We start from the raw sequence: 12,108 nt of genomic DNA, 5'->3' as shown, positions 1-12,108 counted from the left end.
CTGTGTCCGTGTGTGCTCCGCCGCCAGGACTCGAACCTGAACTATCTGAACCAAAATCAGAGGTGCTGCCATTACACTACGGCGGATCGCCACACCAGTGGGCCGTCGAGGCCCACCACTGTGCTACGGCACGCCAGTGATCCTCGCACATGATCCTGCCCTCGGGCGAATCTTGTGTACGCCTGTCGCGTCCGTGCTCGGATGTCGTTGTTAGCCTTCTGGAACGCACGTACTGATTCTCGTGAGTCGAAAACGCGGAGAGGCGGGGGAGCATGTCTTCTAGTGAGCCGGGTCGTCCTGCCAGGCCCAGGATGACCGGTACGCAGCGCAGGCAGCAGTTGATCGAGATCGGTCGCGCGTTGTTCGCGGAGCGGGGGTATGACGCGACATCGATCGAGGAGATCGCGCAGCGCGCGCAGGTGTCGAAGCCGGTTGTCTACGAGCACTTCGGCGGCAAGGAAGGCCTCTACGCGGTGGTCGTCGATCGCGAGATGTCGATGCTGCTGGAGATGATCACCTCCTCGCTCACCCAGAACCGCTCGCGGGTGCGATTGGAGCAGGTCGCGCTGGCTCTGCTCACCTACATCGAGGAACGGACCGACGGCTTTCGGATCCTGGTCCGCGATCAGCCTGCGGCCAGCTCCGACGGTCGCTACTCGAGCCTGCTCAACGAGGCGGTCAACCAGGTCGCACATCTGCTCGCCAGCGATTTCGGCCGCCGTGATCTCGATACCAGCCTCGCCCCGCTCTACGCCCAAGCCCTGGTCGGCATGGTCTCGACCACCGCCACCTGGTGGCTCGACGAGCGAACCCCGCCCAAAGAGGTGGTCGCGGCGCACCTGGTGAACCTGTGTTGGAACGGTTTGAGTCATTTGGAAGCCGAACCGGGTCTCAGCTCCGAATGGAATACGGGGACTACACCAACTATCGGTGGGGTAACCGGACGTTAGCGCGCGCTGTGTGGACCGAATCCATGATTCGGCTGCCACTTTGGCGCCTGGTGGTACGGTTCACCCATCCTTTTGGGTGCTGCCGGGCGGTATGTCGATCAAATTTCGGGATGTCGGTCTACTTCAGGATGGCTGGATTATTGGATGACAGGCGGATCTGATGGCTAGGCAAGCACGCGCGGAGATCACCCGCGACTCCGTCCTTGCTGGCGCTGCCGATGTCTTTCTCCGTTTGGGCTACGCGAACGCGAGCCTCAGCGAAATCATCGCGCAGTCCAATGTGACCAAGGGCGCCTTGTACTTTCACTTCGGCTCCAAGGAGGAGTTGGCCAGGGCGGTGGTCGATCAGGGCAACGAACGCCTGATCGGATCGTGCCAGGGCTTCTTCGACTCCCGGGTGCCCGCGCTGGAAGCGGGTATCGGGATCACCTATGTGGTGGCCGATCTATCGATGAACGATCCGATGGTGGGGGCGATGCTCAAGCTCACCCATCAGATCGGTGACTATCGCGGCGCGCAGGGCGACAACATCGCCAAGACCTGGGGTGAGACCTACCGGCTGCTGTCGGAACGGGCCATCGCCCAGGGCGATCTGATCGCCGACCTCGATCCCGATGTGGTCGGCGTGCTGCTCCAGGAGCTGACCGCGGGCGTGCACATCGTCGCGGTCGGCACCGAGACGATGGATCAGATGGCGGCGCGGATGGAGCGGGCCTGGTATTTCCTGCTGCCCTCGCTGGTGCCGGCGGAAAAGCTGTCGTACTTCCGGGAATTCGCCGCGCGCAGGCTGCGCCGCTACGTCGTCTAGTTCACACGCTGCGGTCGGTGGCGAGCACCGCCCGCACGTCGGCGTCGGATCCCGTCGTCGCGATCCGGACTTCGTCGCGGCCGAAGGCATGCAGTAGCAGCTCCGAGGGTGTCCCGGTGAGTGTCACCCCGGCGCCGTCGCCACGGCGTGCCGTGATCTCGGCTCCCTGCAGCGATGCGAGCACGACCGGGACCGGCGACTTGCGGTAGGCCGCGCGGGCGACGGTGCGCAGGGCGGTCCACAGCCGATCTTCGTCGCGCTCCGCCAATTGCCTTGGCTCCCAGCCTGGTTCGGCCCTGCGGACGTCTTCGTGGTGGACGAACATCTCGCTGAGATTGACCATCGCGTCGACCGGGCGCAGGGGCGACCACCACGGCGGCCCGGTGCGCACCAGCTCCAGCAGTTCGGCGAACGGTCGCTGCGCGATCTGCGCCTGCTTCGCTTCGAGGTACCCGGCCATCGGCCGGAAGACGATGCCGATCGAAGCGTCGGGCCTGCGTTCCCGGACCACCAGGTGGGCGGCGAGGTCGTGCACCGTCCAGGTGCCGCACAGGGTCGGCGCGGCAGGGCCGACCTCGGTCATCGTTTCCACGAGGGCGTGGCGTTCACGTCGAGCCAGACTCACGCCTCGACCATACGCGCGTAGCGGCGTTCACCCCCGAGCGATCCACCCAGCGGCGTGTTTCAGCCGCCGTTCATCCACTGTCGCTTCAGGTTCCAATGGTTGGCCCACCACGCCTGTTCCGCCGCGGGGTCCGAGCCCGCCGCCGGGGGCGGCGATTCTCCCGGGAACAGCCCCTGTGGATTCGGGGCCCCGACCTTCGTCGGTGTCGGAGAGTCGCTCGGCGCGGGGGAATCCGGGGGCCCGGCCTCGGGCGCTGGAACCAGAGTGGGCGGTTCCGGATCACGAGACGCGGTCGCGGTGGGGGCCGTAGCAGCCGACGGCCGCGCCGGAGCGGCGGCCGAGGGTGTGCCGGGGTTCGGTGCCGTCATCGGCGCAGGTGCCGGGGGTGGGGCGGGCTGATCCGGTGGTTGCGGCGAGTCCGCGGGCGAGGTCGGAAGCTGGGTACCGGTGGTGGCCTCGACGGTTGTGGGCGCCGAGGACGACGGTGGCGAAGGGCTGGGTGTGTCGAGGGAACCCGCGTTCGTGGCCGGCGCGCTGTCGTCCAGCACCTGTGACACCGCGAATCCGGACACCCCGAGGAAAGCCGCGAGCGCCACCGCGACCAGCAGTAGCCGCTTGGGGCGCCGAGGCGCGCGCGGAGTTTCGGCGGATTGCTGTCGTACCTGGTCGGCGGCGATCAGCGCGGCTCCGCGCGCCGTTGCCTCGGCGAAGTACGGCACGAGGACTACGCGCGCGGTGAGTTCGTAGCGCAAGGCGCCCGCGATCTCGGGATCGGCCGCCGACGAACCACAGAGGGCCACCGCGTCGGGATGCGTCGGGATCGACTCCAGCATCGATCGCACGTGAGCGATCGCCTCGGTCATCGCGTCGGCATCGAACGCTTCCACCGGACTGTCGAGCGAGGTGCCGTCGGCGAATCCGGTGGTCCAGGTGTCCGACGCCAGGATTCGCCGACGATCCGGCCCGACCACCACGGCGGTCGCGGTGCGATCGGCGAGGTTCAGCAGCACCACGTGCTCGAACTCGGCGAGTTCGGGCATGTCACCGACCAGCGCGAACAGTGCCGATCGGGTCGAAACCAGCGACGATGCCCGCCACTGCCCGTCCGCCAGCTGCGACACGATCCGGTGCCGGTCCTCCGCCGTGTGATAGGCCACGGCAACGTCGGCGACGACCGGCGACGACTCGGTGAGTGCTTCGAGTGCGCCGAGGATCGAGCCCCCGTCTTCCACACGCTGCTCGACTGCCTGCAGGACCTCGGACCGTTTCCCCGGTGCGTTGGACAGGAGCACCCCCCGGACGACAGTGCGTTCCGCTGATATTCCGACCGTGGTCGTCATGAATCACCTACTCGATAGACGTATAGCTTTCGGAGGTTCGTGGCGAGTGCGTTCTGTGACTGGTCGAAATCCCATCTGTGATGTCTCTCACAGGTCCCCTGCCACCCCTGAGGCAGCTCGCACTCCGGGGTCAGCCGCAGGCCAACCCCCTGGAATCACTCATCTAGACTTCGAGACGGCTACCTCGCCTATCCCGTCTGCGCATTACAGGAGCGAACAATGTCCTCCCTTCGTCCTCCGCTCGCCGGTCTGGCCGAAGTGGTCGCGGGTGACGCCGCGCTGCGGATGGTCACCGACCTGGTCGGCAAGTCCGGGGTGGAATTGGTCGCACCATCGGCCGTCCGGCCGTTCGTCGCCGCGACGATCGCCGACCAGCGCCCGCTGGTGGTGGTGACCGCGACCGGTCGCGAGGCCGACGATCTGACCGTGGAACTCACCGAGATGATCGGCCCGTCGGTAGCCATGTTCCCGTCCTGGGAGACCCTGCCGCACGAACGTCTCTCGCCCGGCCCCGACACGGTGGGCCGCAGGCTGGAGGTGCTGCGCAGGCTGGCCCATCCCGAAGACCCCGTCTACCCCGTTCCGCTCCGGGTCGTGGTCACCACGGTGCGTTCGCTGATGCAGCCGATGACCGCCGGGCTCGGCGATATCGAACCGGTCGTACTGCGCGTCGGCGGCGAATACGATTTCGACGAACTGCTCGCTCGCCTGGTCGAATTCGCGTACACCCGCGTCGACATGGTCGGCAAGCGCGGTGAGTTCGCGGTACGCGGCGGCATCCTCGATCTGTTCGCGCCGACCGCGGATCATCCGGTGCGCGTGGAGTTCTGGGGCGACGAGGTCAGCGAGATCCGGCCGTTCTCGGTCGCCGATCAGCGCTCGCTCACCGAGAACACTGTCGAGTTGGTGGTCGCGTCGCCGTGTCGCGAGTTGCTGCTCACCACTCCGGTGCGCGAACGCGCCGCCGCGGTCGCCGCGGACAACGAGGCCGACGCCTCCCTGGTCGAGATGCTGGACAAGATCGCCGACGGCATCCCCGTCGACGGCATGGAGGCCCTGCTGCCGGTCTTGGCGCCGGGCAAGCTCAGCCTGCTCACCGAGGCACTGCCCGCGGGCACCCAGTTGCTGCTGTGCGACCCGGAGAAGATCCGCACCCGCGCAGCCGATCTCGTGCGCACCGGCGAGGAATTCCTCGAAGCATCGTGGACCGCGGCCTCGTTCGGTAGCGACGCGCCGCTGGGCGCCAACGGCCTCGACCTGGCCGCCTCCGGCTACCGCAGCCTGCCCGAATTGCACACCAGCGCAGACGAACTCGGCCTGCCCTGGTGGACGCTGAGCCCGCTCAGCTCCGGCGACCCGATCGAGGTGAACCTGCCGGTATCCGCCGGGCCGACCGCCCGCGGCTCCGAGGAACTGGTCGCCACCATCTTCGCGTCGCTGCGTGCGCACGTCGCCACCGGCGGCCGCGCGGTCATCGTGGTCACCGGCCACGGCACCGCGCAACGCGTGCTGGAGCGGCTCGGCGAGGCCGAAGTGCCCGCTGCCCTGCTGCCCGCCGGTGTGGCACCGGAGTCGGGCGTGGTCGGCGTGCTGTGTGGTTCGCTGCACGACGGCCTGATCTTCGACGACGCCGGTCTGGTGGTCGTCGCCGAGTCCGACCTCACCGGCAACCGGGTCACCGCGCCCACCGAGGGCAAGCGGTTGCCCGCCAAGCGCCGCAACCAGGTCGACCCGCTCGCCCTCACCTCGGGCGACATGGTGGTGCACGACCAGCACGGCATCGGCCGTTTCGTCGAGATGATCGAGCGCACCATCGGCGGCGCGCGGCGCGAGTACCTGGTCATCGAATACGCGCCGAGCAAGCGCGGCCAGCCCGGCGATCGGTTGTTCGTGCCGATGGAATCGCTGGACCAGCTCTCCCGCTACGTCGGTGGCGAACTGCCGAGCCTGTCCAAACTCGGCGGCTCCGACTGGGCGAACACGAAACGCAAGGCGCGCAAGGCAGTTCGCGAGATCGCCGGTGAGCTGGTGCAGCTCTACGCCGCGCGTCAGGCCGCGCCGGGTCACGCCTTCGGCCCGGATACGCCGTGGCAGCAGGAGATGGAGGACGCGTTCGCGTTCACCGAAACCGTCGACCAGATGACCGCCATCACCGACGTGAAGTCGGACATGGAGAAGGCGGTGCCGATGGACCGCGTGGTCTGCGGCGATGTCGGCTACGGCAAGACCGAGATCGCCGTGCGCGCCGCGTTCAAGGCGGTGCAGGACGGCAAGCAGGTCACCGTGCTCGTGCCGACCACCCTGCTCGCTCAGCAGCATCTGCAGACCTTCACCGAACGTGTCGCGGGCTTCCCGGTGACGGTGCGTGGTCTGTCGCGGTTCACCGATGCCGCCGATTCCAAGGAGATCCTGGCCGGGATGGCCGACGGCTCGGTCGACATCGTGGTCGGCACACACCGGTTGCTGCAGACCGGTGTGCGCTGGAAGGACCTCGGCTTGGTGGTGGTCGACGAGGAGCAGCGCTTCGGTGTGGAACACAAGGAACACATCAAGGCGCTGCGCACCCACGTCGACGTGCTCACCATGTCGGCCACCCCGATCCCGCGCACCCTGGAGATGAGCCTGGCGGGCATCCGCGAGATGTCGACCATCCTCACCCCGCCCGAGGAACGGCACCCGGTGCTCACCTACGTGGGCGCCTACAACGACAAGCAGGTCACCGCCGCCATCCGCCGTGAGCTGATGCGTGACGGCCAGGTCTTCTACGTGCACAACCGGGTGTCCTCGATCGACAAGGCCGCCAAGAAGATTCGTGATCTGGTGCCGGAGGCGCGCGTCGTCGTGGCGCACGGTCAGATGAACGAGGACCAGCTCGAGAAGACCGTCCAGGGATTCTGGGAGCGCGAATACGACGTGCTGGTCTGCACCACCATCATCGAGACCGGCCTCGACATCTCCAACGCGAACACGTTGATCGTGGAACGTGCCGACTCCCTCGGCCTTTCGCAGCTGCACCAGTTGCGTGGTCGCGTCGGTCGTTCGAGGGAGCGCGGCTATGCGTACTTCCTGTATCCGCCGGAGAAGCCGCTCACCGAGACCGCCTACGACCGCTTGGCCACCATCTCGCAGAACTCCGATCTCGGTGCGGGTATGGCCGTGGCGATGAAGGACCTCGAGATTCGTGGCGCGGGCAATGTGCTCGGCGCCGAACAGTCCGGCCACGTCGCCGGCGTGGGCTTCGATCTGTATGTGCGACTGGTCGGTGAGGCGGTGGAGGCCTATCGGGCGGCCGCCGACGGCAAGCCGATCGTCACCGAGGAGAACAAGGAGGTGCGCATCGATCTGCCCGTCGACGCGCACATCCCGCCCGACTACATCGCCAGCGACCGCCTGCGGTTGGAGGGCTACCGCAAACTCGCCTCCGCCCAGGACGATACGGCCCTGGCGGCGGTGATCGAAGAGCTCGTCGACCGCTACGGCCCGCTGCCGGTGGAGGTCGGGCGACTGGTGGCGGTGGCCAAGCTGCGCCTGCTCGCGCGCGCGTACGACGTGTCCGAGATCGTGGTCACCGGTTCTTCGCTCAAGATCGCTCCGCTGAATCTGCCCGACTCCAAACAACTTCGGCTCAAGCGGATCTACCCGGCCGCCAACTATCGCCCGGCGAGCGGCCTGATCACCCTGCCGTTGCCGCGGATCACCGACAGCGTCGGCGCCGACCGGGTGCGTGACGTGGCAGTGCTGCAGTTCGTCGCCGATCTACTGCTGGTGCTCGACGGCAAACCCCAGGGAATGGTGGATCTCTCGGTTCCGACGGAAGCCGCGGCGGCCCGATGAGCCCGGAGATCTCCCAGGAGCAGGCCGACACCGCGGTGGTCGCCGCGGGACTGTCCGATGCCGTCGAGGTGATGGACCGCCTCTGGCATTTCGGCGGCTGGGAACGCACCCAGACCCACGATTCCCTGCGTCCCTATCTCCTCGAGGAGACCTACGAACTCCTCGACGCCATCCAGGCCGGCGATGCCGAAACCATCAAGGAAGAACTCGGCGACCTCCTGTTGCAGGTGCTGTTCCACTCCCGAATCGCCGAACACGCGGGCGAATTCACCGTCGACGATGTCGCGGCGACCCTGGTCGGCAAGCTCGTCCACCGCAGCCCCTACCTCACCGACGCCGATTTCTCCTCGGGGACGTCGGTGGTCGACAAGATCGCGGCGCAGGAAAAGGCTTGGGAGGAGCGCAAATCCGCGGAGAAATCCCGCCGCTCCTGCCTCGACGGCATAGCCATGGCCCAACCTGCTCTCGCCCTCGCCGAGAAGATCCGCACCCGCAGTGCCGCCGCGGGCCTGCCCGCCGACCTCGTCCCTGACTCCCTGCGCGTGGTCGAGCTCGGCGGCCCCGACTCGGCCGAGGAACGCCTGCGCAAAGCATCCATCGACTTTGCCATCGCGATCCGGGCCGCCGAAGACGCCGCCGAAGCCGAACGAGGCACCCGGTCGCCGCTCACCGCGCAGGAATGGCACACCTTCTGGCCGCGCTGAGCACCACCCGCTGCCGATCAGTTACCGATCGGCTACTGGTCGGTCGTGGGTTCGGGGAACGGCTTCAGCGGCTGAGACGTTGCTGAGATCTTGTGGACAATCATGCGCGCGCCAGCGAGCAAGGGCCGCACCGCTTTAGAATCGAAGCAGCTCGTCGTTCGCGGCGGGGCAGGGGTCCGGCGATCGTCGAGGTGAGGCTGATGGGTACAGAGGTAGATTCGGCAAGGCAGGATGTGGCGTCCGACCATCCTGAGCTGGACGTGTTGCCGGTATGGCCGCAGGAAACCATCGCGGTGCTGGTAACCACCGATCCGGCGCCGCACGCGATCCCCGTCTCCTGGCCGGTGCGCGCGGGTGACCGGCGGATTCTCATCAGTTTGAAGTCCGATCGTGGCTCGCTGGCGCGGTTGCGGGCGCGGCCGGAGGTAGCGTTGCTGATCCTCGGCGGCGGCAATGTGGCGTTGTGCGCGCGAGGACGGGCGACAGTCCTCGCCGAGCAGATGCCGTCGGCGCAGGACTACACCGCGGTGCAGCTCGACGTGGAAGTGATCGACGACCATCGGCAGTCCGCGTTCGCCGTCGATCGCGGCATCCAGCGCACCGTTCTCGACGACACCGAATTGCGAGCGCTCGAGGGTCGGGTCGAGACCCTGCGAACCTGGGCCGACGCCGGACCCGCAGCGTAAGTTCCTCTACGGCACACCATCTGGACAGAAGGGTTTTCATGAGCGTCACACTCGCCAAAGGCGGCAATGTCTCGCTGTCGAAGCAGACCGACAACCTCACCAAGGTGGCGGTCGGTCTAGGTTGGGACGTGCGCACCACCACCGGTGCCGACCACGACCTCGACGCCAGCGCGCTGGCCACCGGGACGAACTTGAAGGTGCTCTCGGATCAGCACTTCATCTTCTACAACAACCTGCGCTCGCCGGAGGGCACCATCGAGCACACCGGTGACAACCTGACCGGCGAGGGCGAGGGCGACGACGAGATCATCAACGTCGACCTGGCCGCCACCCCGCCGACGATCACCAACATCTTCTTCCCCGTCTCGATCCACGACGCCCAGGCCCGCGGCCAGTCGTTCGGCCAGATCCGCAACGCCTACATCCGCGTCACCGACGCGAACACCGGCGTGGAACTGGCGCGCTACGACCTGTCCGAGGACGCGTCCACCGAGACCGCGATGGTCTTCGGCGAGCTCTACCGCCACAACAACGAGTGGAAGTTCCGCGCCGTCGGCCAGGGTTACGCCTCGGGCCTGGCGGGCATCGCTCGCGACTACGGCGTGAATCTCTGAGAAACCGCCACCTCAGGCGGGCGACTCGAGGTCGCCCGCCTTTGTCGTGCACATCGTCACTGGGTGACGGGCACGCGCCGTGGCGGCGTCATGCTGACCTGATCGAGCAGCGCGAAGTACTTGCGCAGCATCAGCAGGGCGGTGGTGGCCAAGCCTGCCGTCAGACCCCACCACACGCCCGCCGCGCCCAGATGCAGCGGGAACGCGAGCAGCAGCGCCGCGGGCAGGCCGACGCCCCAGTAGCCGACCAGCGACAGCCGGAAGCCCGCGGAGGTTTCCTTCAGACCGCGCAGTAGCCCGGTGCCGATGTTCTGTGCGGCATCGAAGAACTGCAGCACGATGCCGATGAGCAGCAGGGTGTGCGCGATGGCGATCGTGTCGGTGTCGGTGGCATCGAGGAACGGCGCCAGAATGATGTTCGGCGCGAGCACGTAGACGACACCGGTGACGATCGCGATCACCGCGGCCATCCGCAACGCCAACCAGGCCAGCGCCCTCGCATGGCCGCACTCCTCGCGCGAGACAGCGTCGCTGACCAGGATCGACGCACCCTGCGACAGCCCGATCGCCATCTGGAACACGATGTAGATGATCTGGTAGACGACATTGTGCGCGGCCAGCGCGGCGGGGCCGAAACTGCCCATCACCAACGCGAGCACCGAGAACATGCCCGCTTCCGAGCCGTAGGTGAGCGCGATCGGTGTACCGAGGCGCAGTTCCTCGCGCACCGTCGCCCAGCACACCGGCCACGGTGTCGACGGCAGCGTGCGGCCGAGTTGTTCGTCGTGGCGCACCATCGCCCAGAACACCCCGAAGGTGATCAGGAAGACCAGCGAGGTCGCGATACCAACACCTGTCAGACCCATCGCCGGAATACCCGCCCAGCCGTGGATGAAGGCCAGCGCGAGCACCAGGTTCAACGCCACCGAGCCGAGCGTGACCAGCAGCAACGCCTGTGGGCGCTGCATGCCGACGCTGTACTGCCGCAAGACCTGGAACCACAGACACGGCAGCAATCCGGGCGCGAGCGCGATCATCATCGGCCGGGCCAGTTCGAGCACCGCCGCGTCCTGACCGAGCCAGGGCAACACCCAGCCGAGCCCGATCAACAGCGCCCCACCGAGCAGGCCTGCGAGAGTCGCGATGACGAACGCGGCCCGCACCACCGCACGCACTTCGGCGTCGGCGCAACCACCACGCTTGCCTGCCGCGCCGAGCGCACCCGCGATCTGATTCCCGGAGCCGGTGATCAGCCCGACGCACATGGTGCGGATCTGGTTGAACAGCACCAGCGCCAGCCCGCCCGCGGCGACCTCGCGCACACCGAGCGTGCCCATCAGCGCGAGGTTGGTCGTCGAGACCGCGATCTGCGCCAGTTGGGTGAGCGCGATCGGCGTCGCCAGCCTGGCCAGCGCGCTGCTATCGGTCGCCGTGCCGTTCACCCACCCGCTCCGTGGTTCGTCTCGCGCGCGTTCGCGCTCACCTGACCTCCATCAAGTCGTCCTGGTGCCGCAGCGGCGAATAGCGGCGCAGCAGCGTGGTCACTTCGGCTTCGGCGGCGGAGTCGAGCAGGTCGCGCGCGCGCATCCAGTCGTCGTCGAACACGGTGTCGAGATATTTCTCGCCACCATCGCACACGATGGTCACCACGGTGGACCCGGCCGGGAACTCTTCCAGCCGCGCCAAGGCATTGTGCACCGAACCGCCCGCCGAACCGCCGATCAACAGACCGTGTGTCCTCGCGACGGCGCGGGTGGTGGCGAAGGCGTCGACATCGCTGACCTTCACGCCCTCGTCGAGCAGCGCGTAGTCGACGGCGGTGCCGATGGTCGCCCCGGGCGGGGTGCCGGTGCCCGACTGCCAATACGGCCCGCCCTCGCCGCCGAAGGCGATGGATCCGACCGGCTCGATCCCGATCACCCTGGCGGGCTTACCGAGGTCGCGCAGGCGGGTGGCGGTGCCGAACAGCGAGCCGCCGGTGCCGACCGCCGAGAGCAGGATGTCGACCCGCTCGACGTCTTCCAGCAATTCCTCGGCGACGGCGTAGTAGCCGACCGCGTTGGCGTCGTTGTTGTGCTGTTCGGTGAAGTACGCGTCGTCGCGGGCGGCCGCCATGGCCTCGGCGAGGTCTTCCCGCGCCGAGGTGGCGAGCTCGTCGTCACCGTCGTCGGCGACGAACACCAGGTCGGTGCCCATTGCTTGCATCGCGCGCAATTTGTCCTTACAGGCGTGGTTGTCGACCACAGCGGTGAATCGATAGCCACGTTCGGCCGCGACCACCGCCAAGCCGAGTCCGGTGTTACCGGACGTCGACTCGATGATATGCCCGCCATCGCGCAGCAAACCTCGCCGCTCCGCGTCGAGCACCATCGATCGGGCCATTCTGATCTTGGCGGCGCCGGTCGGATTGAACTGTTCGAGCTTGAGCAGCAGCCGGGTACCGGCGTCGGTGACGGCGAGTTCGAACAGTGGGGTGCGGCCGATCAGGTCCGTCACACGCGTGACGAGAGCCATGGGGTTTTCCTCCATCGGATCGGTATCTCGGGG

General features: G+C 67.4%; 10 protein-coding genes and 1 tRNA gene. 6 read left to right on the top strand and 5 right to left on the bottom strand.

Translation table 11 applies throughout. The features are described 5' to 3' along the window. Positions 1 to 15: 15 nt before the first annotated feature. A tRNA-Gln gene (locus IBJ82_RS15855) sits at positions 16 to 86 on the bottom strand. 225 nt (positions 87 to 311) lie between these two features. On the opposite strand from IBJ82_RS15855, the gene IBJ82_RS15850 reads away from it, so the two are divergent. Continuing rightward, positions 312 to 950: a TetR/AcrR family transcriptional regulator gene (locus tag IBJ82_RS15850; protein ID WP_194827177.1), complete on the top strand. Its 639-nt coding sequence runs from the start codon at positions 312 to 314 to the stop codon at positions 948 to 950. A gap of 160 nt (positions 951 to 1,110) precedes the next feature. Next, positions 1,111 to 1,758: a TetR/AcrR family transcriptional regulator gene (locus tag IBJ82_RS15845; protein ID WP_194826673.1), complete on the top strand. Its 648-nt coding sequence runs from the start codon at positions 1,111 to 1,113 to the stop codon at positions 1,756 to 1,758. A 1-nt stretch (position 1,759) separates the two neighbouring features. On the opposite strand, the gene IBJ82_RS15840 is transcribed toward IBJ82_RS15845, so the two are convergent. Beyond that, on the bottom strand, positions 1,760 to 2,383 hold the full coding sequence (locus IBJ82_RS15840; protein ID WP_194826672.1) for a TIGR03085 family metal-binding protein: 624 nt from the start codon (positions 2,381 to 2,383) through the stop codon (positions 1,760 to 1,762). A 59-nt stretch (positions 2,384 to 2,442) separates the two neighbouring features. Next, positions 2,443 to 3,723: a hypothetical protein gene (locus tag IBJ82_RS15835; RefSeq protein ID WP_194826671.1), complete on the bottom strand. Its 1,281-nt coding sequence runs from the start codon at positions 3,721 to 3,723 to the stop codon at positions 2,443 to 2,445. 219 nt (positions 3,724 to 3,942) lie between these two features. Between IBJ82_RS15835 and mfd the strand changes: the two genes are divergently transcribed. The 4 genes from mfd to IBJ82_RS15815 all read left to right on the top strand — a co-directional run bounded on the left by mfd (position 3,943) and on the right by IBJ82_RS15815 (position 9,561). Then, entirely contained in the window at positions 3,943 to 7,557 is a 3,615-nt protein-coding gene (gene mfd / locus IBJ82_RS15830; protein ID WP_194826670.1) for a transcription-repair coupling factor, read from the top strand. After that, entirely contained in the window at positions 7,554 to 8,261 is a 708-nt protein-coding gene (locus IBJ82_RS15825; protein ID WP_194826669.1) for a MazG family protein, read from the top strand. The genes mfd and IBJ82_RS15825 overlap by 4 nt, the downstream gene beginning before the upstream one ends. A gap of 200 nt (positions 8,262 to 8,461) precedes the next feature. Further along, positions 8,462 to 8,947 carry a hypothetical protein gene (locus tag IBJ82_RS15820; RefSeq protein WP_194826668.1) on the top strand — a complete coding sequence of 162 codons (486 nt, stop codon included), beginning with the start codon at positions 8,462 to 8,464 and terminating at the stop codon, positions 8,945 to 8,947. A gap of 38 nt (positions 8,948 to 8,985) precedes the next feature. After that, positions 8,986 to 9,561, top strand: a complete 576-nt coding sequence (locus IBJ82_RS15815) for a TerD family protein (protein WP_056813802.1) — start codon at positions 8,986 to 8,988, stop codon at positions 9,559 to 9,561. Positions 9,562 to 9,617: 56 nt separating this feature from the next. Here the strand turns inward: IBJ82_RS15815 and IBJ82_RS15810 are convergent, their stop codons facing one another. Together IBJ82_RS15810 and IBJ82_RS15805 are read right to left on the bottom strand one after the other, a co-directional pair. Then, a complete protein-coding gene (locus tag IBJ82_RS15810) occupies positions 9,618 to 11,003 on the bottom strand; it encodes an MATE family efflux transporter (protein ID WP_194826667.1) in 1,386 nt (461 codons plus the stop codon). A gap of 37 nt (positions 11,004 to 11,040) precedes the next feature. Further along, the gene (locus tag IBJ82_RS15805; protein ID WP_194826666.1) at positions 11,041 to 12,075 is read right to left on the bottom strand and encodes a PLP-dependent cysteine synthase family protein; all 1,035 of its coding nucleotides are present in this window, start codon (positions 12,073 to 12,075) and stop codon (positions 11,041 to 11,043) included. Positions 12,076 to 12,108: the final 33 nt, after the last annotated feature.

It is taken from the genome of Nocardia sp. XZ_19_231 (genome assembly GCF_015355705.1).
Taxonomy (GTDB): Bacteria; Actinomycetota; Actinomycetes; order Mycobacteriales; family Mycobacteriaceae; genus Nocardia; species Nocardia salmonicida.
Note: the sequence above shows the minus strand (reverse complement) of the source record. Positions and strands in the feature narration are given on the sequence as shown.

Bases quoted from the DNA above. Each gene is read 5' to 3' on its own strand.
- IBJ82_RS15850 (WP_194827177.1), top strand. From the start codon at position 312: ATGACCGGTACGCAGCGCAGGCAGCAGTTGATCGAGATCGGTCGCGCG.
- IBJ82_RS15845 (WP_194826673.1), top strand. From the start codon at position 1,111: ATGGCTAGGCAAGCACGCGCGGAGATCACCCGCGACTCCGTCCTTGCT.
- IBJ82_RS15835 (WP_194826671.1), bottom strand. From the start codon at position 3,723: ATGACGACCACGGTCGGAATATCAGCGGAACGCACTGTCGTCCGGGGG.
- mfd (WP_194826670.1), top strand. From the start codon at position 3,943: ATGTCCTCCCTTCGTCCTCCGCTCGCCGGTCTGGCCGAAGTGGTCGCG.
- IBJ82_RS15825 (WP_194826669.1), top strand. From the start codon at position 7,554: ATGAGCCCGGAGATCTCCCAGGAGCAGGCCGACACCGCGGTGGTCGCC.
- IBJ82_RS15820 (WP_194826668.1), top strand. From the start codon at position 8,462: ATGGGTACAGAGGTAGATTCGGCAAGGCAGGATGTGGCGTCCGACCAT.
- IBJ82_RS15815 (WP_056813802.1), top strand. From the start codon at position 8,986: ATGAGCGTCACACTCGCCAAAGGCGGCAATGTCTCGCTGTCGAAGCAG.
- IBJ82_RS15805 (WP_194826666.1), bottom strand. From the start codon at position 12,075: ATGGCTCTCGTCACGCGTGTGACGGACCTGATCGGCCGCACCCCACTG.